The organism is Apibacter sp. B3706, from assembly GCF_011082725.1.
Classification (GTDB): Bacteria; Bacteroidota; Bacteroidia; order Flavobacteriales; family Weeksellaceae; genus Apibacter.
Window position 1 is genome coordinate 169,889 of sequence record NZ_CP049715.1, and the last position, 24,421, is coordinate 194,309.

The following is a 24,421-nucleotide window of genomic DNA, read 5'->3' on the forward strand; positions in this document are numbered from 1 at the left end:
GCATGATTTGTGTATTTTGGTATAATTTAATCTAAAATGCATCGATTTTTATAAAAATATAGATAAAAAATACTTAGTATACTAAATAGTATCCATTAGTATTTAACATATCAACCATTGTTTATAAATTTGAATAAATATTCTAAATATGAGTAATACTAAAGACAGAATTGAATTTTTAAGGAAGGAACTAACGGATTTAAATTACAAATACTATGTATTAGATCAATCTGATGTTTCGGATTATGAGTTTGATCAAATGATGAATGAGCTGAAGCAATTAGAAAAAGAAAATCCGGAATTAGACAGTCCCGGTTCACCTACCCATAGAGTAGGAGGGCAAATAACTAAGATTTTTCCTACCGTAAGACATGAAAGACGCATGTATTCGCTCGATAATAGTTACTCATTTGACGATATCAAAGATTGGGCAACAAGAGTAGCCAAATCTATAGATGAAAAAGTAGAATATGTATGTGAATTAAAATACGACGGATTATCCATAAGTATATTATATGAAAACGGACAACTAGTTCAAGCAGTTACCCGAGGTGACGGTTTTCAAGGGGATGATGTTACCCATAATGTGAGAACTATTCGATCTGTTCCGCTTCATCTCAGAGGTAAATATCCGCAACGTTTTTATATAAGAGGAGAGATAATCATGCCCAAAAAATCTTTGGATAAACTCAATGAAGAAAGAAAAAAAGAAGGATTAGAACCCTATGCCAATCCAAGAAATACGGCTAGTGGAAGTTTAAAGCTTCAGGATAGCGAGGCGGTGGCAAAAAGAGGCCTCGATTGCTATTTGTATTATGTACTTACTGATGAAAGAGGATACAGTACCCAATGGGACTCTTTGCAACATGCTAAAGACATGGGATTTAAAGTAGGAAATTATGCCCGATTGTGTACCAATCTAGAAGAGGTAACGGCTTTTATTGAACATTGGAATACGGAAAGATATCATCTTCCCTTTGAGATTGACGGAGTCGTAATAAAAGTAAATTCCATTTCAGAACAAGAAGAACTAGGTTATACGGCTAAATCTCCTCGATGGGCCATTGCATATAAATTCAAGGCCGAAAAAGTAGAAACACAATTATTAAGTGTTGACTATCAAGTAGGAAGAACGGGAGCAATAACTCCGGTAGCCAATTTGAAACCGGTGTTAGTTGCAGGAACCACAGTAAAAAGAGCCTCTCTTCACAATCAAGATTTTATCGCTAATATGGATTTACGAATCAATGATATCGTTTTTGTAGAAAAAGGAGGGGAAATTATCCCCAAGATTGTGGATGTGAATTACGATAAAAGAGAACCGGGCACGATTAAGCTGGAATTTATTAAGAATTGTCCGGCTTGTGGTACACCTTTAGTTCGGGAACCGGGAGAAGCTGCTCATTTTTGTCCCAATGAAAAAGCTTGTCCGCCACAAGTGATGGGAAGAATGGAACATTTTGTTTCCAGAAGGGCCATGAACATAGACAGCGTAGGAGTAGAGACGGTTTCAATGCTTTATGAAAATGGATTGATCAAAGATATCTCGGATTTCTATACCTTAAAAAAAGAACAATTAATCGGACTGGATAGAATGGCCGATAAATCGGCTCAAAATATAATTGACGGTATCGAAAATTCAAAACAAATCCCTTTTGAAAAAGTTTTATATGCGTTGGGAATTCGTCATATAGGAGAAACCATGGCCAAGAAACTGGCTAAAAGATTTAAATCAATTGAGGGATTACAAAATGCGACGTTAGAAGAACTGGAAAATACAGCTGATGTAGGAAATAAAATAGCCATAAGCATTCAAGAATATTTTGCCAAACCCGAACATTTGGCACTCATTGACAGATTAAAAAAAGCAGGTTTACATTTCGAAACAGAAGATTCTCAGGAAGAAATCTCCCATATTTTAGAAGGAAAAACCTTTTTATTTACAGGGAAATTAACCGCTTTCACACGAGAACATGCCGAAGAATTGGTAGAAAAAAATGGAGGAAGAAATATTTCATCCGTAAGTAAAAATTTAGATTATTTGGTAGTAGGAGAAAAAGCCGGATCGAAACTTAAAAAGGCTGAACAATTGGGAACAGTACATATATTGGATGAATATCAATTTTTAGACTTATTTGAAAAAGAAGGCATAAAGCCGAAAGAAAATGAGTCAACGCGTTAAAAACGAATGGAAAAAATTAGAGTATGAACTGCAATTAAAAATTGCAGTTCTTATATTTAATGGTTTCGATCAAATAATACTTTTTCAATATCTTCCAGTTGAAAACCCTTTGCTTTCAAAAGGATAAGGTAATGGTATAGCAGATCTGCTGCTTCATTCTTAAACAAAACATCATCCGTATCCTTTGCTTCAATAACAACTTCAACAGCCTCTTCACCTACCTTTTGTGCTACTTTGTTAATTCCTTTTTGATAAAGTTGATAGGTATACGACCCGTTTACTTTTTCGTCAATTCGTTGACTGATTATATTTTGTAATTTATATACAAATCCTTTTACATTTTGTTCCTCAAAACAAGAATAACTTCCCGTATGACAGGTAGGTCCTTCTGGAGAAACTTTAATTAGAAGAGTATCGTGATCGCAATCTATATCAATTTTTTTTACCCATAAATAATTATGGGAGGTTTCACCTTTCGTCCATAATCGATTTTTGGAGCGGCTGAAAAAAGTCACTTTTCCTTCCCTTTTTGTTTTTTCAAAGGCTTCTTCATTCATATAACCCAGCATGAGTACTTGCAGGGTAAGTTCATCCTGAATAATTACAGGAATCAATCCGTTATTTTTATAAAAATCTAATTTCATCGTATAGGAATATTTTTAGTTTTTAAAAATCTTTTTAATTCGGGAATGGGAATCTCATTAAAATGAAATACACTGGCAGCCAGAGCCGCCGATGCTTTAGTGTTTAAAAATACATCCGAAAAATGCTCTTTAGTACCGGCTCCTCCTGAAGCAATAACGGGAATATTTACGCTAGATGCAACATCATGCGTAATATCAAGAGAAAATCCGTTTTTCGTACCGTCACTATTCATGGAAGTAAGTAAAATTTCACCAGCTCCCAATTGTTCCGCCTTTTTTACCCAATCTAATGTTAAAATCGTAGTCGGGGTTCTTCCCCCGTGAGTATACACTTTCCAACCTGTATTTTCTTTTTTGGTATCCACAGCAACTACCACGCATTGACTTCCGAAACGGGAAGCAATTTCTGAAATCAATTCCGGTCTTTTTACAGCTGAAGAATTTATGCTTACTTTATCTGCACCGGCTTGAGTTAAAGAAAATACATCTTCTACGGAATTTATTCCTCCTCCTACCGTAAATGGAATGTTAATTTCATTAGCAATTTTTTCTACTAAGTGAAGCAAGGTGGAACGGTTTTCAATAGTTGCGGTTATATCCAGGAAAACTAATTCATCTGCTCCTTGTTGTACATAAGCTTTAGCCAATTCTACCGGATCTCCGGCATCGGTGAGGCTCACAAAATTTACTCCTTTAACAGTTCTGCCGTTTTTTATATCCAAACAAGGAATTATACGTTTTTTTAGCACTTCTTTTTATATTTTTTTTAAAAAATTAAAATTTGCATGAAAAGTCTAAAGCGATTGTTTAGTAACCATACAAAGTTTCTATAAAATTACTTTACCCGTTTTATAAAAATTGCTTAAGTTCCTTCAATTTGATTTTTCCTTCATAAATAGCCTTTCCGATAATAGCGCCTTCACAACCTAGTTCCTTTAGTTTAAGCAAATCTTCCAGCGAAGACACCCCCCCACTGGCTATTAAATGTATGGAAGTCGATTGAAGGATTTCTTCATACAATTCATTTGATGGGCCTTCTAAAGTTCCGTCTTTGGAAATATCTGTGCAAATTACATTACGAATGCCTTTTTTCTCATATTCTTTAATAAAATCAACTACATCTAAAGAAGAAGATTCTGTCCAACCTTGGGTGGCTATCATTCGATGATTACAATCTGCCCCTAAAATAATTTTATCATTTCCAAAAGTTGAAAGCCAAGAAAGAAATAATTCAGGATTTTTTACGGCAATACTTCCGCCCGTAATTTGTGAAGCTCCATTTTCAAATGCAATTTTCAAATCATCATCGCTTTTTAAGCCCCCTCCAAAATCAATTTTTAAATTTGTTTGGGAAGCTATTTTATAGAGTGTTTTATAATTGATGATTCGGTTGGATTTTGCGCCGTCTAAATCAACCACATGCAAATATTGAATTCCGATATCCTCATATTCTTTAGCGGCATCCAAAGGATCTTCCCGATAAATTTTTTCCGTAGAATAATCTCCTTTAGTTAAACGTACACATTTTCCGTTAATAATATCTATGGCGGGTATAATTCTCATTTTTTATTTCAGCTTTATTATTTTTTATTAAAGTTACGAGGGTTTACTCGTAACATACCATTGATTGAATGATAACTTTTTATCTATGCGGAAATTTACAGTTCAATAAAACTTTTTAATATTTGATCACCCACATCTGCCGATTTTTCGGGATGAAATTGAGTAGCAAAAAAATTGTCTTTTTGTAAAGCAGCACTAAACGGTAAAATATAAGTACAGGTAGCAGAAGTATCTGCACATAAATCCGCATAGTAACTATGCAAAAAATATACATCATCATGGTCAGTATTTTTTTTAAAAATTTCTCCCTTTAAATCATAGATTGTATTCCAACCCATATGAGGCACAATATCGGTAGAAGGAAATTTTCGAACGTTAACATCGAAAATATTCAGACAATGGGTGTTGCCTTCTTCCGAATGAGAACACATTAACTGCTGTCCTAAACAAATCCCCAAAAAAGGACGTGTAATCGATTTTATTAAAACATCCATACCTCTTTCCTGCAAATATGACATAGCACTTCCGGCTTCACCTACTCCCGGAAAAATAACTTTATCGGCATGTATTATCGTGTTGGGATCATCGGTAACAACAGATTCAACCCCCAAGCGTGTTAGTGCGTTTTGTACTGATTTAATATTACCTGCATTGTATTTTATAATTGCTATCATTTTTCACAAGCCTTTTTTATAATTTTTGAAAGTATGTATTTTTCTTAAATGTTTGAATTACTTAATTATTTAAAACTTTAGAAATAAGCGGTAAAAAGTAAAAAATAAGTTTATGTATTTTATAAACTGCCTTTTGTGCTTGGAATGGCAAAATTATCATCGGTTTGTTTAACAGCCATTTTGATAGCTTTTGCAAAGGCCTTAAAAATAGCTTCTATTTTATGATGTTCATTACTTCCTTCCGCTTTTATATTTAAGTTAGATTTCGAATTATCGCTAAAAGATTTAAAAAAATGATAAAACATTTCGGTTGGCATTTCTCCGATCCTTTCTCTTTTAAATTCTGCCTCCCAAACGATCCACGGACGCCCCCCGAAATCGATGCCTACTTGAGCCAAACAATCATCCATCGGCAACAGAAATCCATATCTTTCAATTCCTTTTTTACTTCCAAGCGCTTGTAAAATAGCTTCACCTAAAACAATTCCCGTATCTTCTATTGTGTGATGTTCATCTACATTCAAATCTCCGTCTACTTTAATATATAAATCCATAGAACCATGTTTGGCTATTTGTTCCAACATATGATCAAAAAAGCCTAAGCCTGTGGATATGGAACTTTTTCCCGAACCGTCCAAATATATTTCCACGGAAATTTTGGTTTCTTTAGTATTGCGAATCACTTTAGCTTTTCGGGGTTGCTTTTTTAAATATTGATAAATTTCTTCCCAGCTTTGCGTTTGTAATTCTGCACCGGAGTTTTCTTTCATTCCCATATATATAGAACGACAGCCTAAATTTTTTGCTAATTGTACATCGGTTAATCGATCGCCAATTACATACGAATGGGAGAGATCATACTTTCCTTTTATATAATGAGTTAACATTCCCGTTCCGGGTTTTCGTGTAGGTAGATTTTCATGTTCAAAACTTCTGTCTATCAGAATTTCAGAAAACGTTATTCCTTCATTTTCAAAAGCTTTGATGATTTTATTTTGTGAAGGCCAAAAAGTTTCTTCCGGAAAGGATTCGGTACCCAATCCATCTTGATTGGTTACCATAACCAATTCGTAATCCATTTCACGAGATATTTTGGAAAGGCTTTGGAAAACCAGGGGATAAAATTCCAATTTTTCCAAGCTGTCCAATTGGTAATCTATCAGAGGCTCTTTAACTAAAGTGCCGTCACGGTCTATAAATAATACTTTTTTCATAAGGTATCGTTTAGCCTAGATAATGAATTAATTAATTTTAAATTTTCTTCCGGAGATCCAACCGTAATACGAAGACTGTTGTTAATTTTGGAGGATTGATCTCGTACAATGATACCTTCTTGCATTAATTGGTGGAAAACTTGATTGGAATTGGAGAATTCAACGAGCAAGAAGTTCGTATCGGAAGGGTAAATTTTCGTTACTAGCGATAGCTTTTCCAAAGCAGAACGCAATTTTTCTTTTTCTTCAAGAATAATTTTTTTTCTTTTTTCAAATTCACTGCTTTGATTCAGCGCTTCCAAAGCAGCCTTTTGATTCAATTCGCTGATGTTATATGGATGCTTTACTTTGTTAAGTAAATGAATAATTTCAGGTTGAGCATAGGCCATACCAATACGTACTCCCGCAATTCCCCAAGCCTTACTGAGCGTTTGGAACAGTACAAGATTTGGGTATTGATCCATTTTTTCCATATAGGAAGGTTGGTTGGTAAATTCTATATATGCTTCATCGATTGCAACAATTCCGTTAAATTTTTTTAGTATAAAATCAATATCTTTTGGATTAATCGCATTGCCGGTCGGATTGTTGGGAGTACAAATAACAATTACTTTTAGATTTTCATCGTTGAAATATTTTTGAGCTTCTTCGATATTGATTTGAAAATCGGATGTTAAAGGAATATCAACAATCGTAACATCGTTCAACTCTGCTGCTACCTGGTACATTCCGAAAGTTGGACTGAAAAACATGGCTTTGTCTTTACCGGGATTGCAAAATACCCGATAAATATGATCTATTATTTCATCACTTCCGTTCCCAATAAAAATTTTTTCCGTTGCAATATTTTTAATTTCACTTAATTTTTGTTTTAAATCTTTTTGGTAGGGATCCGGATAACGATTATTGTTTCCAAAAGGGTTTTCGTTGGCGTCTAAAAAAATTCCTTTTATTCCTCCGGATTCATCTCTTGCGGAAGAATACGGATGCATGGCAAGCACATTGGGACGGGCCAGTTGATTTATATTTTTCATGGTTATTATTTTTATTGAATTAAAAGCGTTCATTCTACCCTATTTGTTTTTAAATAAAATATATAAATTAGTTTAATTGGATCGTAAACGTATGCTCACCGCATTTTTATGAGCTTGCAGCTCTTCAGCTTCAGCCATTAATTCTATAGTATTTCCGATCTTTTGCAATCCCTCTTTGGTTAGTTCTTGAAAAGTGATTTTTTTGTAAAAACTATCCAGAGAAACCCCGCTGTAATTTCGTGCATAGCCATTAGTAGGCAATGTGTGGTTCGTTCCGCTTGCATAATCTCCGGCACTTTCACAGCTATAATTGCCTAGAAATACAGATCCTGCATTTTCAATAGAGTGTGTATAGTTTTTGGCTTGATCAATAGCTAAGATCAGATGTTCCGGAGCATAAAGATTACTCAATTGAAAACATTCTTCTAAGGAATTCAATAAAACACCTAAACTATTACGTAAAGCTTTTTTAGCAATTTCTTTTCGAGGAAGACTTTCGAGTTGAGTATTGATTTCGGCTAGGGTCTGATTTAAAATTTCTGAATCCGTGGTTAGGAATACAACTTGACTGTCAGGGCCATGCTCTGCTTGTGAGAGTAAATCGGAAGCAACATACGCAGGATTAGCGGACGAATCAGCCACTACTAATACCTCACTGGGCCCAGCAGGTAAATCTATGCTGACTTTGAATTCTTGGGCGTATTGTTTAGCTGCGGTTACATATTGGTTTCCCGGACCGAAAATTTTATAGACTGGTGAAATGGATTCTGTACCTACAGTCATCGCTGCGATGGCTTGAACACCTCCTACCTTGTATATATTTTTGATACCTATCGTTTTTGCTGCATATAAAATAGCAGGATGTATTTTGCCTTCTTTATTGGGAGGGGTGCATAATACAATTTCTTTACATTCTGCAATTCTAGCGGGTACTCCCAACATTAAAACGGTCGAAAAAAGCGGTGCAGACCCTCCGGGAATATATAATCCAACTTTTTCTATAGCTCTGGATTCCCTCCAACATTCAATGCCGGGTTGTATTTCAATAATTTTCTTCTTTTCTTTTTGAGAAAGATGAAATTTTTCAATGTTGGATTTAGCTTGTAAGATGGCTTGTTTCAATTCATCGGAAACTAATGATTCCGCCTCAAAAAGTTCTTGTTCTGAGACAGTAAAGCTAGTTAAAGACACTTGGTCAAATTGAAGAGTATATTTTTTTAAGGCTGCATCGCCTTCATTTTTTACATCGGTAAATACATTTTTTACGGTTTCATACAATGAAACTTTTTCATTTTCAGGTCTTTTGACTAAATGGTGCCAATCATTTATTGGAGGATATTTTATAATGTTCATTTTTGAGCTCTATTAATAGATAAAATGGTTGATTGTTAAGTAAACTGAATGGGTTTCCTTTAATTTTAAAAATTTAAAGAATCATTTTTTGAATAGGAATGACTAAAATTCCTTGCGCTCCAAATTCTTTTAATTGTTCAATGATGTCCCAAAACTTATCTTCTTTAATTACAGAATGTATGCTGCTCCATCCTTCTTTTGCCAGGGGTAAAATAGTAGGACTTTTAACTCCGGGTAATAAAGAAATTATGTCTTTCAGGTTTTCATTAGGAGCATTCAACAAGATGTATTTATTTTCTCGTGAATATAGTACCGATTGAATTCTGAACAATAATTTATCTAGAATTTCTTGTTTATCTTGGGAGAGTTTTTTTGATTTTATAAGGGCTGCTTCGCTTTTAGTAACGGTTTCCACTTCTTTTAGTCCGTTCATGAGAAGTGTACTTCCGGTGCTGACAATATCGAAAATGCAATTAGCCAAACCTATTCCCGGAGCTATTTCAACGCTTCCGCCGATTTCTTCAATTTCAACCTTTACATTGTTTTTTTTGCAAAATTTCTTTAAAATTTTAGGATAACTAGTTGCAATTCTTTTATTATTAAAATAAGCAATTCCCGTATATGTTTCTTCTTTAGGTATAGCCAAACACATTCGGCAATTACCGAAACCTAATTTCTTTATGATTTCTACATTTCGGTCTTTTTCCCAAACTTCGTTTTCGCCTAAAATCCCAATATCGGCTACATTTTGTTCTACATATTGTGGGATATCATCATCTCTAAGAAATAAGATTTCAATAGGAAAATTGGTAGATACAGTTTTCAATTTCTGATTACCATTTGGAATTTTTATTCCGCATTCACTCAATAATTCCAGTGATTTTTGACTTAGCCGTCCGTTTTTTTGGATAGCAATTTTCAGTTTACTCATTAGCCATAGTTTTTAAATTTTTTTACTATTGAAGTGATCCTAAAAAAAAACCGCCCGAAAACTCAGGCGGCTATTATTTATTTTGACATTTTGCATAACAAAATTACTTACCTCACCTGATTGTAAGTGTGTAAATAATGATGATGTATATGTGTTTGAATCATTTTTGTTTATATTGATTGGTACAAATTTATAAAAAATATAATAAAGCACTAATAATAAATTACAATTATATTATCCTATATAAATGAACGGGTTACTATATAAATTAATAACATAATCTTATATGTCTAGTAAATTTGTTTGATGACATCAATATCTAACTCATCATATTTGCCATCAATGAATTTTATAAAATCTTTAAATAGTTTGGTATTATTATGAATATTAATAGCCTCTTGGGATTTCCATACTTCAATTATAGAAAGTTTAGAAGGATCTTTTATGCTTTCATGTAAATCATAAGATACATTACCTTCTTCTTTACGGGAGCCATCTGCTAAGGAATACACTATTTTTTTAACATCATCAAGATAGTCAGGTTTTACTTGTATGGTTGCAATTATTTTTAATTCTGACATGGTATAAATAATTTAATATGTCAAAAGTAATTAATATAATTAAAACCCTATATATGTTGTTTAAATAAATTTTAATAGTATGTAATGAATATGTTTTGATTAATGAAGTATTTTATATAACATTTCCATTAAAATATCTTTAGAAGTTGCATGAGATGAAACATCCACTCCTTTGGATTTCATGTCTGCATCTCGCAAATAAGCGATACATGCAGTAGTTTTTTTTAAAGAATAATTTTTAATGGCGGTTAAATACTCATTAGCAAAGAAAGGGTTAATACGAAGTTCTTTAGCTATATTTTGTGGAGTTTTTATCGGTAAAGTGTGTACAATAAGAATATTGGAAAATAAACTTATTAATGTTCCAAAAGTCAAAACAATAGGATTTGCTTTTGGGTTTTTTTCAAAATAGTCTATTATTTTATAAGCCTGTTTCGTATTTTTCTCAACGATGGCCTTTCTTAATTCGAAATTGTTGTACTCTTTACTAATTCCAATATTTCGTTCAATAATTTCAGGAGTTATCTTTTTGGAATTACCTACAATTAATTTAAGTTTTTGAATTTCGTTATCAATACGGGAAAGTTCAGTGCCTAAAAATTCGGCAAGTAAAATCCTGGATTTTTCGTCAATTTCCAAACCGTTAGACTGACATAATGAACCGATCCAAGTGGGTACTTGGTTGTCATATAGCTTTTCGCTTGTAAAAATATATCCTTGTTTACTGAGTAATTTAGTCACCGACTTTCTTTTATCTAAAGATTTGTATTTATAATTGATGACCAATACAGTTGAATGCTGAGGATTTTTTATATAATTATCAAAGGCTTCGGATTTGTCAAAAGGCAATCCCTTTGCTTCTTTAATTATTATAAGCTGCTTATCGGCTCCCATTGGAAATTGCTTTGCCAAAGATATAATTTGATCCAAATCAGATTCTGTACCGTAAATAATATTTTGGTTAAAAGCCTTTTCTTCTTCCTTTAGGACATTTTCTTCCAGTAATTCGGTAAGTTTATCGATGTAAAAAGGCTCATCACCCTGTAAAAAATATACAGGCAGAAACTTTTTATTTTTAATATCTTTGACTAAATTATTATATTCTTTCATAATTAGAATAATGGAACTTCCGGTTTTAAATTTCCCCAAAAAATATAATTTTCAAATAAAGGAGAAAGAATCTCTTTGGTATATTTTTGACGAAGTTAGAAAAAAATGGTTAATTCTAACACCTGAAGAATGGGTAAGGCAACATATTATTTTTTATTTTAAAACCGAAAAAAAAATTCCTCAATCAGCATTTATAATCGAAAAAAAAATAAACCTCAATCAACAAACCAAACGTTTGGATATCTTACTGTATAAAAAATCAGAACCCAGATTATTGGTTGAATGCAAAGCTCCTGAAATACCTATTACTCAAACTACCTTTGAACAGGCAGCTCGATATAATACGCAAATTAAATCCAAATATATTTTATTAACCAATGGATTTAAACACTTGTATTTTACTTACGACGCTGTTAATAATCAGTATAAAGTTGTTGACGATTTTGATTGGTCTTAATAATTTAAACAACCTTAACACAAAAAACAATTAAATTAAAAATTAGTAGCTTATTTATTTCTTTTCTTAGTTTCGGGTAGAAAAGATGCTACCAATCCCAATAAAGGCAAAAAAGAACAAAGATAGTATACGTATTGAATACCCGTTTTATCGGCAATTTTACCTAGAATAGCAGAAGCTATTCCGGCTATTCCAAAAGCCAAACCAAAAAAAAGTCCACTTATAAGTCCCACCTTTCCTGGTACTAATTCTTGAGCATAGATAAGAATGGCCGAAAAGGCTGACGACAAAATCAATCCTATGATAATACTTAAAATGCATGTCCAAGTAAGATTCGCATAAGGCATTAAGAGAGCAAAAGGAGCAGTTCCGAGAATGGAAATCCAAATTACATATTTTCGACCTATTCGATCGCCAACAGGGCCGCCAATAATTGTACCTGCTGCAATAGCAAATAAAAAAGCGAAAAGATAGATTTGAGCTTCATCAATACTAACACCAAATTTATTAATAAGATAAAAAGTATAATAACTGGTAAGACTTGCCATATAAACATATTTTGAAAAAACCAGAAGTAATAAAATACCTATAGCTAAAACTACTTTAGATCGAGGCAAAGAAATATTTTTTATGGAATTTTGATCTCCGATATTTTTTTCGGATTCTTTTTTGGTTTTTAAAAGAACTAAATTTTTTTTGTACCATTTGCTGATTACAAGCATTATTCCAATACCCAATAAAGCGATGATGGCTAACCATCCCACATTTTTTTGGCCATAAGGGGTTATGATCCATAACGCAATTAAAGGACCTATGGAACTTCCGAAATTACCGCCCACTTGAAAGATGGATTGAGCCAGACCGTGCTTACCTCCAGAAGCCAGATAGGCAAGACGAGAGGCTTCCGGATGAAATATGGACGATCCTAATCCTGTAAAAAAAACAGCTAATAGCACATGAGTGAAATTCGTGGCAAGGGCCAGCGATATAACGCCCATCATGCTGAAAGTCATTCCAACGGGTAAAGAATAGGGTTGAGGGTGCTTGTCGGTAAAAATTCCGATTATGGGTTGGAATAAGGAGGAGGACATTTGATAAACAAGGGTTATCAAACCTATTTGAGTAAAAGTTAGAGCCAATGAATTTTTTAAAAGCGGATATATGGCAGGTATAACCGATTGCAATGTGTCATTAAACATATGAGATAGTGCTAATAACGACAACAAGGTGAATGCGGTACCGGTTGGTTGAGATGATTTTTCCATAGTTACAGGTATGGTGAAAAAAATAACTGCAAATATATTACTAATTGTACGAATTGGAATAAATTTGGATTATAAAAAGTTGATAAACTAACTTTTACGATGATTATAAGTATCGAACTATGGTAATTCACTTAATGGGACAAAAAAGAAAATGAATACAATTAATTCAGAAAAATACATAAGTTCGATATGGAAAATAAATCAGGTTCATGGAAAAAATCAATGATAATCCTATTCTTAATTATCAGTGTTTTAGGGGGTGCAATATTTTATGTGTATTATTATGTACCTTACGGAGACAGCAGTGTAAAGTCCGGGCAATTAAATTATATCATGCATAAAGGGATTATTTTTAAAACTTATGAAGGAAAATTAATTCAAACCGGTTTCAAATCAAGAACCACCGGAGGTATGCAATCCAATGAATTTGAATTTTCTGTGGATAATGAAGAATTGGCACATCAATTAATGAAGCTTACCGGAAAGGATGTTATCTTGCACTATAAGGAATATTTCGGAGCATTACCTTGGAGAGGATATACTAAATATATTGTTGACAGTATAATTTCTTCACAAAACCATGCGGAAACCATACCGTAAAAGTTGTGTTTAAATCTTTTTTTTTCAAATAATCACATTATTTTTCGGATAAACCTTCAAAATGATTTAAGATTTTTTTAATTTAAATCCGGTATTTTTGCAGACCTAAAAGAAATAATAAAATAATGCAATTTTATTCCTTACGTGTACAAAAAGTGATACCGCTTACTTCAGGAAGTGTTCGATTAGACTTGTCAATTCCTGAAGAATTAAAATCTATATTCCGTTGGAAAGCGGGGCAGTTTATTCGCTTTCAATTTGAGATCAATGGAGAAATATTTGAAAGGGAATATTCGATATGCACTGCACCGTATGAAGGATATCTGTCTTTTGCTGTAAAGAAGGCTAAAAATGCATTTGTATCTGAATTTGTGCAAAACCATGTGAAGGAAGGATATCTTGTATCGATTTCTGCTCCCATGGGGACTTTTGGAATTCCCTCGCGACCCAATGAAAAAAGAACTTTGGCAGCATTTGCCTCCGGTAGCGGTATAGCTCCGATTGTAAGCATTATCAAAGATACCTTATATCATGAGCCTAATGTTCAATTCTATCTTTTTTATGGTAATACGAATGAAAATGAAGCAATTTTTAAAGATGAATTGACTGAATTACAAAAACAAAATCCTACTAATTTTTTCCCTTATTTTTTTTATACCCGCCAAGAAATGCAAGATAAATTTTTTGAGGGAAAATTGGATGCTCACAAAATTAAATTAATCATAAATCAAATTATGGATTGGGATGAATTGGACGAAGCGCTAATTTGCGGTCCAAAAGATATGATCGTTACCCTGGCTAATGCTATTTATGAGCAAGGTATCCCTAAAAAAAATATACATTACGAATTGTATGAGCCGGTAGAAAAAGTTTTTTTTGATGATAAAGTCAAACGGTCTACAGTTAAAGAAGTAAAAGTGACCTATACATTTCGGAAAATTACAAAAACAATGAATTGGATAAATAACGGTTCTTCCTTACTTACTGCTTTGCTGGATAGTGGAGTAGAAGCTCCTTATTCCTGTAAAGGAGGAGTTTGTGGAGCATGTATTTGTACTAAAACTGAAGGGGAAGTATATTTAGATGAAAACTTAGTTTTAACAGAAAATGATCTAAAAAAAGGTAAAATACTAACCTGTATGGCTCATCCTAAAACAAAAACATTGACCATTAATTTAGATGAAGCATAAAAATTTTTTAAAACATTCTTGTGTGTACTATATTAATTTTCATCTTTCTTTAATGATAGGAATAGAAGCAAAATACCGTATGATAAAGTAAAAATAAGTATATTTACCACAAGTCAACAGTAAAATTAAAGATTAAAAATATACTACCATTAAAAAATGAAAGAACTAGTTATTGTTTCTGCTGCGAGAACACCCATAGGAAGTTTTTTAGGCAGTCTATCAAGCCTTTCAGCGGTGCAATTAGGGTCAGCAGCCATTGAAGGGGCACTGAATAAAATTAAATTGGAAAAAACTTTGATCAATGAGGTTTTTATGGGTAATGTTTTACAAGCCAATGTAGGACAGGCACCGGCAAAACAAGCTTCATTAGGAGCCGGAATACCAAATAACGTCCCTTGTACTACCATAAACAAAGTATGTGCTTCAGGAATGAAAGCGGTAATTATTGGTGCACAATCCATTCAAGCAGGAGATAATGAAATAGTAGTGGCAGGAGGAATGGAATCCATGTCGCAAGTACCTTATTATCTAACAAAAGGAAGAATTGGAAACAAGTTGGGAGATCAAAAGTTAGTTGATGGTTTACTAAAAGACGGGTTGATAAATGTATACGATCGCAATCATATGGGTATATGTGCAGATACTTGTGCAGAAGAGTATAATATTTCCAGAGAAGAGCAAGATGCTTTCGCCATACAATCGTATACACGTTCGGAATTAGCATGGAAATCCGGTAAATTCAAAGATGAAGTTGTGCCTGTGACTGTTCCTCAGAGAAAAAAAGATCCGATAGTCATTTCAGAAGATGAAGAATTTAAAAATGTAAATTTCGATAAGCTAAAACAACTATCCCCTGTTTTTCAGAAAGAAGGAACTGTAACTGCAGCCAATGCATCCACTTTAAATGATGGAGCATCAGCACTAATACTAATGACAGCTGAGAAAGCTAAAGAATTAGGATTAAAACCGTTAGTAAAAATTATTTCCTATGCAGATGCTGCTTGTGAGCCTGAAAAATTCACTATAGCACCTTCCTTAGCTCTTCCCAAAGCCCTAAAAAAAGCAAATTTATCTTTAGATGATATTGATTTTTTTGAGTTCAATGAAGCATTTTCCGTAGTTGGATTAGCGAATGCCAAAATACTAAACATAGATAGTTCAAAAGTAAATGTAAATGGAGGCGCTATTTCTTTAGGGCATCCTTTAGGCAATAGCGGTTCGAGAATTATAGTTACTCTAATCCATGTGTTAAAACAAAATAATGCAAAGTATGGAGCGGCAGCAATCTGTAATGGAGGTGGAGGAGCTAGTGCAATTATACTTGAAAATATATAAGCTTTTATAAAATATAATAAAAAGGCAGATTTAAAAAAATCTGCCTTTTTTATTATCAATTCAGATAATAAGTTTTAATCGATTATAAACTATTTAATATAATTTAAATTTAAATTATATTAATATTATAAAAATATTTAATTGATTTATATATATTTGTTAGATAAACAAAAATTATATTTTGAATTAAATAATATTAGAAATCATGAAGAATACATTAAATATTATCTTGCTTTCGTCAGCCTTTAATGGATTAACTCAAAGAGTCTGGCTTTCATTGAAAGAAGCAGGATATCAGGTTAGTTTTTTACTTTTTACCACAGAGCAAGAGGTTATAGATTCAATCGAAACTGCCCATCCGGACCTTGTTATTTGTCCTTTTTTAAAAGATAGAGTACCTGAAGTTCTTTGGAAAAATGAGACAAGACCTATTATAATTATCCATCCGGGTATTAGAGGAGATAGAGGAGCCTCTTCTTTAGACTGGGCAATTTTAAGAAATTTTGACACATGGGGAGTAACTGCTTTACAAGCCGTAGAAGAAATGGATGCCGGACCCATTTGGGCAAGTCATGAATTTAAAAAACCTGCTTTAATAAGAAAATCAGAGCTCTATAACAATTTTGTAAGTGATGCCGCTATAAAATGTATTTTTGAGGCTATTGATAAATTTATAAATAAAGAAAAACCCATCCCATTAGATTATAATAACGAAAATGTAAAGGGGAGGCTAGAACCTAATATGAAACAATCGGACCGTCATTTTGAATGGACTAGTTCGGCAAAAGAAATTTTAAATATAGTAAATTCAGCAGAAGGAATTCCGGGAGTATTAGCAGAAATAGAAGGTGAAAAATTTTATATATATGATGCTTATTTGGATCATCGTGAAGGTGAAGCGGGAAAACTTTTAGCCCGCCGTGAAGATGCAGTTTTAATTGGAACAGGAGAAAAAAGCTTATGGATTGGTTCGTTAAAAAGAGCAGCTAAAGACCAATTGCCCTTTAAACTACCGGCTGTACAAGTTTTAAAAGAAAAAGCAGAAAGTCTAAAAGATTTAACCCTTTCATTGTACAATACGGTTTTATCTAATGAGGAATACTGTACAATACATTATTCCCAAAAAGGAAAAATAGGAGAGTTAACCTTTAATTTTTATAATGGTGCTATGAGTACCCAACAATGTGAAAGGCTGATAAAAGCTATTCAATTTGCTAAAGAACAGGAAACTAATGTGTTGATAATTAAAGGGGGATATAATGCTTTTTCCAATGGTGTACACCTTAATACGATAGAAGCAGCAGAAAATCCGGCAGAAGAGGCCTGGAAAAATATACATGCTATAGACGATGTATGTTTAGAACTTTTAGATACGAAACAATGGGTAATTGCCGGTGTGACAGGAAGTGCCGGAGCGGGGGGAGTAATGTTAGCTTTAACAGCTGATTTTGTAGCTGCAAGAGATGGAATAATACTTAATCCTCATTATGCCACGATGGGATTATATGGTTCAGAATATTGGACATATACTTTGCCTAAACGGGTAGGAGAGCAACAGGCTAGAAGGTTAACCGAAGAATGTTTACCCGTAAGTGTAACCCGAGCATTGGAGATTGGATTAATTGATTCTATAGGTCCCAGAGAAATACACAATTTCAATGAATGGTTATGGGTACAAGCTAAAAAAGCAGAAGAAGTAAATAAAAAAGCCTCGAAAAAACCTTTTGATTCGGAAAAAGCAGCTGAGTGTAGAAAAAAAGAATTAGAAGAGATGAAAGAAGATATGCTTTACGACCGAAATTCTTTTTCTGTAAAAAGAAATTGTTTTGTGCTTAAAAAAAGAGCTTGTAATACTCCGGATCGATTGATCGCCAATTGGGCAAGAGTTAAACAAAATAAGGAATAATAAAAAACCATCTCAATTGAGATGGTTTTTATTGAGGCTTCGAGCGGATTCGAACCGCTGTACAAGGTTTTGCAGACCTCTGCCTAGCCACTCGGCCACGAAGCCGTTTTGTTGGATTGCAAATCTACAATTTTTTTTGAATTAAAATTAAAATCTAATAAAATTTCTTTTTAAAAGTTACTTTTACCTGATCTAAATTTACATGTAGAGGAGGGTTTACCTTTGCAACAGAGACTTTTATAGCTTTTACCTTTTTACATTGAAATTTAATTTCTCTTATAATTCGATTGGCAACATGTTCTAAAAGATTAGAACGAATAGCCATTTGATCTTTAACTATTTGTGCAACAATTCCGTAATTAACAGTGTCATTAAGCTCATCAGATCTTCCGGATTTTTCTAAGTTTAACCATATTGTCACATTAACTATATAAAAAGAACCAATTTTAGCTTCTTCTTCTAAGCATCCATGATAGGCGTAAATTTTTATATTTTTTAATTTTATTTTTTGCATTTAAAAAAGTTGTTTAGCAATTTTTCTTATATTTTCAGATCTTCCCATAGAATAAAAATGAAGTACAGGAACTCCTTGCTTCATTAATTCCTTGCATTGACTAACCGTCCATTCTATTCCCACCTCATATACTGCTTTGTTATCCTTACATTTTTCAACGGCCATAACTAATTCTTGAGGCATATCTATGTGAAAAATGTTTGGAAGAATGGTGAGATGTTTTTTTATGGATACAGGCTTTATGCCGGGTATGATCGGAACAGTAATTCCGACATTTCTACACTTCTTTACAAACTCAAAATATTTAGTATTATCATAAAACAGTTGAGTAACAATGTAATCAGCTCCGGCATCAATTTTTTGCTTTAAATAATTTAAATCCGTATCTAAATTAGGGCTTTCAAAATGTTTTTCAGGATATCCGGCTATGCCAATACAAAAATCAGTAGCTCCATGAGCGTATTCTTCATGAAGATATTTACCTGAATTCATGTTTTGAACTTGAGACACCAGTTCATTAGCATATGAATGTCCTTGAGAGTGTGGTTTAAATATACCCTCACTTTTAATGGGATCTCCTCGTAAAACTAAAATATTATCAATACCTAAAAAATTAAAATCGATAAGAATATTTTCAGTTTCTTCTTTATTAAACCCACCACATATTAAATGAGGCACTGCATCAACTTTATACTTTTGTTGAATTGCAGCACATATACCCACTGTACCGGGACGTTTTCTTGTAACAATTTTTTGTATCAATCCATTAGGTAACTCTCTATATTCGTATTCTTCTCTATGATAGGTTACATCAATGAAAGGAGGATTAAATTCCATTAAAGGATCAATATTGGAAAATATATTTTGTAAATCTTCTCCTTTTTTAGGCGGGAGTATTTCGAAGGAAAATAAAGTTTTTCCCTTTGCTTTGGAAATATGTTCTGTAACTTTCATATTAATTATTTTTGTTCAAAACAGGCCATTTTATTGGGAGATGAAAAATATTTTTAGTTGTTATTATTATCATTTATAGTTTTTTCATTATAATTATAAAGCACTTTCATTAAAAGAAAAGGGTAGTAAATCTGCACATTGATTAAATTTAATTACTTTTCCTTTCATACCGGTAAAAAGAAATTCAATAGGCATTTTTTGTCTGAATTCATATTCAATAAGTACTTGTCTACAGGCTCCACAAGGAGAGACAGGAATGGAACTGTTATCATCTTTTCCGGCAACTACAGCCATTTTTATTATTTTAGCAGACGGATAATTTGCTATAGTATAAAAAATAGCGGTCCTTTCAGCACATAAACCACTGGGATAAGCGGCATTCTCTTGATTGTTACCTGTTAAGATTTTACCATTATCTAATAATAAGGCGGCTCCAACTTTAAAATATGAATAATTGGCATAAGCAGAATTACGGGCTTCTTTAGCCTGATTAATAACTACTAAGTCTTGGTCGGAAAGATCTTCCCATTGGGAATACTCTTCATATTTTAGATCTAAGACTTTAATCATGTTTAATACTTATTATGTGCACCTAAGTTACTAATAAATTATAAAAATGGGTAAAATAATTATCCTGTATGATTTATTTGCTAAAACAAAAAAACTATAAAACAGATTTTTATAAGAGAGAAAAGATTTCTCTTTCTGCAAAATGAAAATGAGCTTCAATCGCTGCATTTTCGTCGCTGTCTGATCCATGAATGGCATTTCGTTGTGTGCTTTCAGCATATTTTTTGCGGATAGTACCTTCTTCTGCCTGATCGGGATTGGTAGCACCGATTAACTTTCTAAAATTTTCCACAGCATTTTCCTTTTTTAAAACAGCTGCAATTATAGGTCCGGAGGTCATAAAATTCACTAAGTCTTCAAAAAAAGGTTTGCCTTGATGTACTGAATAGAATCTTTGGGCATCTGCTAAGGTGAGGGAGGTTAGTTTTAAAGCAATGATACTAAAACCGGCTTCAGTAATATCTTTTAAAATAGTTCCCGTTAGCCCTTTAGAAACAGCATCGGGTTTTATCATAGTAAGAGTAAAATTGGACATAAAAATATATATTTAAAAAAGTTAAGATAAGTAATAATAAAATAAAGTTAAAAAAAAACACTCAATTCTGTAAAGAATTGAGTGTTTTTTAATTAAATATTTTAATCTCTTAAGCCAATAATGATACCGGATTTTCAAGATACATTTTAAGAGTTTGTAAAAACTGAGCTCCGGTAGCACCATCTACTACACGGTGATCACATGCCAATGATATTTGCATTGTGTTACCAACCACAATTTGTCCGTTTTTAACTACCGGTTTTTGTATGATAGCTCCCACGGATAAAATACATGAATTCGGTTGATTAATAATAGAATTGAAAGATTCCACTCCAAACATTCCTAAGTTAGAAATAGTGAAAGTAGATCCGTCCATTTCATTAGCTTTTAATTTTTTATCTCTAGCTCTTCCGGCTAAGTCTTTTACTGCTGATGAAATTTGAGTTAAAGATAAGTAATCGGTGTTTTTAATTACCGGAACTACTAATCCGTCTTCAACTGCTACGGCAACTCCTACATTTATGTTTCCACGGTGGATAATTTTAGTATCGGACCAAGTACTATTAATTTGTGGATGTTTTCTTAAAGCAATTGCAACGGCTTTAATTACAATATCGTTAAAAGATACTTTGGTATCAGGAAGGCTATTGATAGCTTTTCTAGCTTCCATAGCATTATCCATATTGATTTCAAATACCAAATTGTAATGAGGAGCAGTAAATAAACTGTGGCTAAGACTTTTAGCAATAGCATTTCTCATGGAAGAGTTTGGAGTTTCAGTGTCTACACCCGGAGTTATTTGCGGAGCAACCGGCGCAGATTTAGCTGAAGAGGAAGTAGCTGTAGTTGTAGAAGCTGTTGGAACAAAATTTTCAACATCTTTTCTAATAATTCTTCCATTGTCTCCACTTCCTTTAATTTGATCTAGGCTAATTCCTTTTTCTTTAGCAATTTTCTTTGCTAAAGGAGAAGCGAAAATTTTACCGTTGCCGGATGAAACTGTATTAGCTTCAGAAGAAGGTTTAGAGTCATTGGATGCGACAGCTGTCGGCTCAGAAGCAGCAGGTTTAGAAGTTGCAGTAGAAGCAGCAGAGCCTCCGGCAATAATTCCGCTAACATCCGTACCTGCAGGTCCTACGATAGCCAATAAAGATTCAATTGGAGCAGAATCTCCTTCTTTTACTCCTTGGTATAATAAAACACCGCCGTTACCATCGTATTCAAAATCTTGAACCGCTTTATCTGTTTCTATTTCAGCAATAACATCGCCTTCTTTAATGGTATCACCAACCTTAACATTCCATTTAGAAACTTTACCTTCAGTCATGGTATCACTAAGTCTGGGAACTTTGATAATTTCCACATCTTTAGGGATTTCTACAGAAGCAGAAGGGATAGAAGTTGTATTCGTATTGCTAGAATCGTTATTAGTTGTTGGTTCAGAAGATGAAGAATTGCTGTTAGCACCTCCAATTAATGCGCTAATGTCTTCCCCTGCTTTTCCGATAATAGCTAACAGAGAATCCACCGGTGCAGCATCACCTTCTTTAACTCCTTGATATAAAAGGATACCATCATCACCATCATAATCAAAATCCTGAACAGCTTTATCTGTTTCAATTTCTGCTAAGATATCGCCTTCTTTTACAGGATCTCCTACTTTTAGGTTCCATTTAGATACTTTTCCCTCAGTCATGGTATCACTCAGACGAGGCATTTTTATAACTTCAGCCATAATTTGGTTTTGATTCGTGTTTTTATTGGTTTTCTAATTTATCTAAAAAAGGATAATTCGGCTCAGAGTATATATATTTATATAATACGTCATCATCAGCGTAAGGAGCATCTTCTGCAAACTTACCAACTTCATTCATTTCATCCTTTAATCTTTTATCTATTTCATCTAATTCTTCGATGCTTGCCCAATTATTAGACAAAATTTTATGTTTTACGAATAGAATCGGGTCTTCTTTTTTATGCTCTTCCACTTCTTCTTTCGTTCTGTAAGGCTCAGCATCAGACATGGAATGTCCTCGGAAACGATACGTTCTAGCCTCAAGGAATGTAGGGCCATCACCTCTTCTTGCTCTTTCAATAGCTTCGTAAGCTGCTTCTGCAACTGTCTCAGGATTCATTGCATCCACTGGAGCGCATGGCATTTCATACCCTAGTCCTAATTGGTAAATATCCAAATTATTAGTAGTTCTTTCAACTGATGTACCCATAGCATATTGATTGTTTTCACAAACAAATACTACCGGTAATTTCCAGTTCATAGCCATATTGAAAGTTTCATGTAGAGTACCTTGTCTTACTGCACCGTCACCCATGTAGCAAATAGTAACCGCGTCGCGTTCAAAATATTTATCTGCGAAGGCTATACCGGCACCTAACGGGATATGACCACCTACAATACCATGTCCACCGTAAACATTGTGTTCACGGCTGAAAAGGTGCATAGATCCACCCAATCCTTGAGATGAACCGGTGGCTTTACCGCATAATTCAGACATGGCTACTTTAGGATCCAGCCCCATGGCTAATGCATGAGCATGACAACGATAAGAGGTTATAATCTTGTCTTTGGTTATATCCATTGCATGAGTAAAACCTGCTGCAATTGCCTCTTGGCCATTATATAAATGCAAAAAACCTCTGATTTTATCTTTTAAATATAGAGAACGAGCTTTGTCCTCAAATCTTCTCCACATAGTCATATCCTCAAACCACTTGAGGTATACTTCTTTACTAAATTCTTTCATCCTTGTACAATTTGACACGCAAATTTACATCAAATACTATGAACTAACAAAATTTAGATTTTATAAGTTTAAATACTTATATTATGATTATTTATATTAAATTATTTATAATAGTAATTATTTATTTTTATTTAATGCTGATTTAATAATTGAGTATGATAATTTATTCATATTATTATTTGTTTTATTTTTATTTAGTAGAAATATTATTTGTCTAATTTTTCAATGCATTAAATTTTATTTCGATATATATCTGATCATTTAAAAGAATTATTATAGAAGTTATAGTTATGAAAAACTATTCATTAAATAAAATTTAATCATTTGATTAAATCAAAAATTTAAATATATTTGCATTAAAATATATTTAGTGGTATAAAAAATGCAATACGATTGCAATGAATAAATTATAAAATTGGAAATGAAAATCAGGATATGGTCAGAGATGTTTCAACAGAGCAAAAAATTAAAGAAGCTGCAAAGCGCGTTTTTCAAAAAAAAGGTTTTGGTTTAACTCGTACCCGAGATATAGCAAAAGAGGCGGGTATCAATTTGGCTCTGCTAAATTATTATTACAGAAGTAAAGAAAATTTATTTGAAATAGTGATGCAGGAGAGCATAGAAGAAATGTTTTCTTATCTGGAACATATAATGAATAATAAGCAAACAACCTTGACCGAGAAAATAGATGCAGGAGTCTTAAGATATATAGAAGGAATGTCCAAAAATTCAAATTTGCCTCTTTTTTTATTCAGTGAATTACAGGCTAATCCTCAACATCTTTTTGATAGCGTTAAAATTCCTGAAGGTTTTATCCAAGAGACTTATATGTTTAAACAGATTAATGAGCAAATAAATAAAGAAAAGTTAAATTTTACAGCTATACATTTTTTTATAAATCTTGTTTCCATGTCTATTTTTCCGATAATAGGGCAACCCTTTATAAAATATGTAACTAAAATGGATGAAAAAAGTTTTACAGATTTCATCGAACAACGAAAAACTTTAGTTCCAATCTGGTTAAAGTCAATGTTAAAGCTAGTATAA

24 protein-coding genes and 1 tRNA gene are annotated in these 24,421 nt (G+C 33.1%); 7 read left to right on the plus strand and 18 right to left on the minus strand.

The genetic code is table 11. From position 1 onward, the window contains the following. Positions 1 to 148 precede the first annotated feature (148 nt). Positions 149 to 2,182 (plus strand): NAD-dependent DNA ligase LigA, encoded by a 2,034-nt coding sequence (gene ligA / locus G8C41_RS00755; protein ID WP_166005810.1) that lies wholly within the window; start codon positions 149 to 151, stop codon positions 2,180 to 2,182. Positions 2,183 to 2,238: 56 nt separating this feature from the next. Here ligA and hisIE read toward each other — a convergent pair whose 3' ends face one another. The 10 genes from hisIE to holA form a co-directional block, all read right to left on the minus strand. Beyond that, positions 2,239 to 2,826 (minus strand): bifunctional phosphoribosyl-AMP cyclohydrolase/phosphoribosyl-ATP diphosphatase HisIE, encoded by a 588-nt coding sequence (gene hisIE / locus G8C41_RS00760; RefSeq protein WP_166005811.1) that lies wholly within the window; start codon positions 2,824 to 2,826, stop codon positions 2,239 to 2,241. Then, entirely contained in the window at positions 2,823 to 3,575 is a 753-nt protein-coding gene (gene hisF / locus G8C41_RS00765) for an imidazole glycerol phosphate synthase subunit HisF (RefSeq protein WP_160564522.1), read from the minus strand. The genes hisIE and hisF overlap by 4 nt, the downstream gene beginning before the upstream one ends. Positions 3,576 to 3,675: 100 nt before the next feature. Further along, entirely contained in the window at positions 3,676 to 4,389 is a 714-nt protein-coding gene (hisA, locus tag G8C41_RS00770) for a 1-(5-phosphoribosyl)-5-[(5-phosphoribosylamino)methylideneamino]imidazole-4-carboxamide isomerase (RefSeq protein ID WP_166005812.1), read from the minus strand. Positions 4,390 to 4,484: 95 nt separating this feature from the next. After that, positions 4,485 to 5,063: an imidazole glycerol phosphate synthase subunit HisH gene (gene hisH, locus G8C41_RS00775; protein ID WP_160564518.1), complete on the minus strand. Its 579-nt coding sequence runs from the start codon at positions 5,061 to 5,063 to the stop codon at positions 4,485 to 4,487. A gap of 119 nt (positions 5,064 to 5,182) precedes the next feature. Beyond that, positions 5,183 to 6,277 (minus strand): bifunctional histidinol-phosphatase/imidazoleglycerol-phosphate dehydratase HisB, encoded by a 1,095-nt coding sequence (hisB, locus tag G8C41_RS00780; protein WP_166005813.1) that lies wholly within the window; start codon positions 6,275 to 6,277, stop codon positions 5,183 to 5,185. Continuing rightward, positions 6,274 to 7,311, minus strand: a complete 1,038-nt coding sequence (gene hisC / locus G8C41_RS00785; RefSeq protein ID WP_166005814.1) for a histidinol-phosphate transaminase — start codon at positions 7,309 to 7,311, stop codon at positions 6,274 to 6,276. Before hisC ends, hisB begins: the two co-directional genes overlap by 4 nt. Before the next feature lie 72 nt (positions 7,312 to 7,383). Then, positions 7,384 to 8,664 (minus strand): histidinol dehydrogenase, encoded by a 1,281-nt coding sequence (gene hisD / locus G8C41_RS00790; protein WP_166005815.1) that lies wholly within the window; start codon positions 8,662 to 8,664, stop codon positions 7,384 to 7,386. A gap of 73 nt (positions 8,665 to 8,737) precedes the next feature. Beyond that, positions 8,738 to 9,595, minus strand: coding sequence for an ATP phosphoribosyltransferase (gene hisG, locus G8C41_RS00795; RefSeq protein ID WP_105296672.1), 858 nt, complete (start codon positions 9,593 to 9,595; stop codon positions 8,738 to 8,740). Between the two features lie 290 nt (positions 9,596 to 9,885). Then, positions 9,886 to 10,176: a putative quinol monooxygenase gene (locus G8C41_RS00800; protein ID WP_166005816.1), complete on the minus strand. Its 291-nt coding sequence runs from the start codon at positions 10,174 to 10,176 to the stop codon at positions 9,886 to 9,888. Positions 10,177 to 10,275: 99 nt separating this feature from the next. Continuing rightward, positions 10,276 to 11,286: a DNA polymerase III subunit delta gene (gene holA, locus G8C41_RS00805; RefSeq protein ID WP_166005817.1), complete on the minus strand. Its 1,011-nt coding sequence runs from the start codon at positions 11,284 to 11,286 to the stop codon at positions 10,276 to 10,278. 10 nt (positions 11,287 to 11,296) lie between these two features. On the opposite strand from holA, the gene G8C41_RS00810 reads away from it, so the two are divergent. Beyond that, complete coding sequence (locus G8C41_RS00810) at positions 11,297 to 11,743, plus strand: type I restriction enzyme HsdR N-terminal domain-containing protein (protein ID WP_166005818.1); 447 nt, start codon at positions 11,297 to 11,299, stop codon at positions 11,741 to 11,743. A 50-nt stretch (positions 11,744 to 11,793) separates the two neighbouring features. Here the strand turns inward: G8C41_RS00810 and G8C41_RS00815 are convergent, their stop codons facing one another. Continuing rightward, the gene (locus tag G8C41_RS00815; RefSeq protein WP_166005819.1) at positions 11,794 to 13,008 is read right to left on the minus strand and encodes an MFS transporter; all 1,215 of its coding nucleotides are present in this window, start codon (positions 13,006 to 13,008) and stop codon (positions 11,794 to 11,796) included. A 189-nt stretch (positions 13,009 to 13,197) separates the two neighbouring features. Between G8C41_RS00815 and G8C41_RS00820 the strand changes: the two genes are divergently transcribed. The 4 genes from G8C41_RS00820 to G8C41_RS00835 all read left to right on the plus strand — a co-directional run bounded on the left by G8C41_RS00820 (position 13,198) and on the right by G8C41_RS00835 (position 18,039). Next, positions 13,198 to 13,608, plus strand: coding sequence for a hypothetical protein (locus tag G8C41_RS00820; RefSeq protein ID WP_221411727.1), 411 nt, complete (start codon positions 13,198 to 13,200; stop codon positions 13,606 to 13,608). A 125-nt stretch (positions 13,609 to 13,733) separates the two neighbouring features. After that, on the plus strand, positions 13,734 to 14,798 hold the full coding sequence (locus tag G8C41_RS00825; protein WP_166005820.1) for a 2Fe-2S iron-sulfur cluster-binding protein: 1,065 nt from the start codon (positions 13,734 to 13,736) through the stop codon (positions 14,796 to 14,798). Between the two features lie 156 nt (positions 14,799 to 14,954). Further along, positions 14,955 to 16,133: an acetyl-CoA C-acyltransferase gene (locus tag G8C41_RS00830; protein ID WP_166005821.1), complete on the plus strand. Its 1,179-nt coding sequence runs from the start codon at positions 14,955 to 14,957 to the stop codon at positions 16,131 to 16,133. Between the two features lie 205 nt (positions 16,134 to 16,338). Continuing rightward, entirely contained in the window at positions 16,339 to 18,039 is a 1,701-nt protein-coding gene (locus tag G8C41_RS00835; protein ID WP_166005822.1) for an enoyl-CoA hydratase-related protein, read from the plus strand. 34 nt (positions 18,040 to 18,073) lie between these two features. Here the strand turns inward: G8C41_RS00835 and G8C41_RS00840 are convergent. The 7 genes from G8C41_RS00840 to pdhA form a co-directional block, all read right to left on the minus strand. Next, positions 18,074 to 18,144: transfer RNA gene (locus tag G8C41_RS00840), tRNA-Cys, on the minus strand. 49 nt (positions 18,145 to 18,193) lie between these two features. After that, on the minus strand, positions 18,194 to 18,553 hold the full coding sequence (gene folB / locus G8C41_RS00845) for a dihydroneopterin aldolase (protein ID WP_166005823.1): 360 nt from the start codon (positions 18,551 to 18,553) through the stop codon (positions 18,194 to 18,196). After that, positions 18,554 to 19,507, minus strand: a complete 954-nt coding sequence (gene metF / locus G8C41_RS00850; RefSeq protein ID WP_166005824.1) for a methylenetetrahydrofolate reductase [NAD(P)H] — start codon at positions 19,505 to 19,507, stop codon at positions 18,554 to 18,556. A gap of 93 nt (positions 19,508 to 19,600) precedes the next feature. After that, positions 19,601 to 20,077 carry a cytidine deaminase gene (cdd, locus tag G8C41_RS00855; RefSeq protein ID WP_185152301.1) on the minus strand — a complete coding sequence of 159 codons (477 nt, stop codon included), beginning with the start codon at positions 20,075 to 20,077 and terminating at the stop codon, positions 19,601 to 19,603. A 109-nt stretch (positions 20,078 to 20,186) separates the two neighbouring features. Further along, positions 20,187 to 20,612, minus strand: coding sequence for a nucleoside-diphosphate kinase (locus G8C41_RS00860; RefSeq protein WP_166005825.1), 426 nt, complete (start codon positions 20,610 to 20,612; stop codon positions 20,187 to 20,189). A gap of 109 nt (positions 20,613 to 20,721) precedes the next feature. Beyond that, complete coding sequence (locus G8C41_RS00865) at positions 20,722 to 22,347, minus strand: 2-oxo acid dehydrogenase subunit E2 (RefSeq protein ID WP_166005826.1); 1,626 nt, start codon at positions 22,345 to 22,347, stop codon at positions 20,722 to 20,724. A 22-nt stretch (positions 22,348 to 22,369) separates the two neighbouring features. Then, positions 22,370 to 23,374, minus strand: a complete 1,005-nt coding sequence (gene pdhA / locus G8C41_RS00870) for a pyruvate dehydrogenase (acetyl-transferring) E1 component subunit alpha (RefSeq protein WP_105296659.1) — start codon at positions 23,372 to 23,374, stop codon at positions 22,370 to 22,372. Between the two features lie 435 nt (positions 23,375 to 23,809). On the opposite strand from pdhA, the gene G8C41_RS00875 reads away from it, so the two are divergent. Then, a complete protein-coding gene (locus G8C41_RS00875) occupies positions 23,810 to 24,421 on the plus strand; it encodes a TetR/AcrR family transcriptional regulator (protein WP_166005827.1) in 612 nt (203 codons plus the stop codon).

Excerpts from the sequence above, each read along its gene's own strand:
- ligA (WP_166005810.1), top strand. The coding sequence starts at position 149 with ATGAGTAATACTAAAGACAGAATTGAATTTTTAAGGAAGGAACTAACG.
- hisIE (WP_166005811.1), bottom strand. The coding sequence starts at position 2,826 with ATGAAATTAGATTTTTATAAAAATAACGGATTGATTCCTGTAATTATT.
- hisA (WP_166005812.1), bottom strand. The coding sequence starts at position 4,389 with ATGAGAATTATACCCGCCATAGATATTATTAACGGAAAATGTGTACGT.
- hisH (WP_160564518.1), bottom strand. The coding sequence starts at position 5,063 with ATGATAGCAATTATAAAATACAATGCAGGTAATATTAAATCAGTACAA.
- hisB (WP_166005813.1), bottom strand. The coding sequence starts at position 6,277 with ATGAAAAAAGTATTATTTATAGACCGTGACGGCACTTTAGTTAAAGAG.
- hisC (WP_166005814.1), bottom strand. The coding sequence starts at position 7,311 with ATGAAAAATATAAATCAACTGGCCCGTCCCAATGTGCTTGCCATGCAT.
- hisD (WP_166005815.1), bottom strand. The coding sequence starts at position 8,664 with ATGAACATTATAAAATATCCTCCAATAAATGATTGGCACCATTTAGTC.
- hisG (WP_105296672.1), bottom strand. The coding sequence starts at position 9,595 with ATGAGTAAACTGAAAATTGCTATCCAAAAAAACGGACGGCTAAGTCAA.
- G8C41_RS00800 (WP_166005816.1), bottom strand. The coding sequence starts at position 10,176 with ATGTCAGAATTAAAAATAATTGCAACCATACAAGTAAAACCTGACTAT.
- holA (WP_166005817.1), bottom strand. The coding sequence starts at position 11,286 with ATGAAAGAATATAATAATTTAGTCAAAGATATTAAAAATAAAAAGTTT.
- G8C41_RS00810 (WP_166005818.1), top strand. The coding sequence starts at position 11,297 with ATGGAACTTCCGGTTTTAAATTTCCCCAAAAAATATAATTTTCAAATA.
- G8C41_RS00815 (WP_166005819.1), bottom strand. The coding sequence starts at position 13,008 with ATGGAAAAATCATCTCAACCAACCGGTACCGCATTCACCTTGTTGTCG.
- G8C41_RS00820 (WP_221411727.1), top strand. The coding sequence starts at position 13,198 with ATGGAAAATAAATCAGGTTCATGGAAAAAATCAATGATAATCCTATTC.
- G8C41_RS00825 (WP_166005820.1), top strand. The coding sequence starts at position 13,734 with ATGCAATTTTATTCCTTACGTGTACAAAAAGTGATACCGCTTACTTCA.
- G8C41_RS00830 (WP_166005821.1), top strand. The coding sequence starts at position 14,955 with ATGAAAGAACTAGTTATTGTTTCTGCTGCGAGAACACCCATAGGAAGT.
- G8C41_RS00835 (WP_166005822.1), top strand. The coding sequence starts at position 16,339 with ATGAAGAATACATTAAATATTATCTTGCTTTCGTCAGCCTTTAATGGA.
- folB (WP_166005823.1), bottom strand. The coding sequence starts at position 18,553 with ATGCAAAAAATAAAATTAAAAAATATAAAAATTTACGCCTATCATGGA.
- metF (WP_166005824.1), bottom strand. The coding sequence starts at position 19,507 with ATGAAAGTTACAGAACATATTTCCAAAGCAAAGGGAAAAACTTTATTT.
- cdd (WP_185152301.1), bottom strand. The coding sequence starts at position 20,077 with ATGATTAAAGTCTTAGATCTAAAATATGAAGAGTATTCCCAATGGGAA.
- G8C41_RS00860 (WP_166005825.1), bottom strand. The coding sequence starts at position 20,612 with ATGTCCAATTTTACTCTTACTATGATAAAACCCGATGCTGTTTCTAAA.
- G8C41_RS00865 (WP_166005826.1), bottom strand. The coding sequence starts at position 22,347 with ATGGCTGAAGTTATAAAAATGCCTCGTCTGAGTGATACCATGACTGAG.
- pdhA (WP_105296659.1), bottom strand. The coding sequence starts at position 23,374 with ATGAAAGAATTTAGTAAAGAAGTATACCTCAAGTGGTTTGAGGATATG.
- G8C41_RS00875 (WP_166005827.1), top strand. The coding sequence starts at position 23,810 with ATGGTCAGAGATGTTTCAACAGAGCAAAAAATTAAAGAAGCTGCAAAG.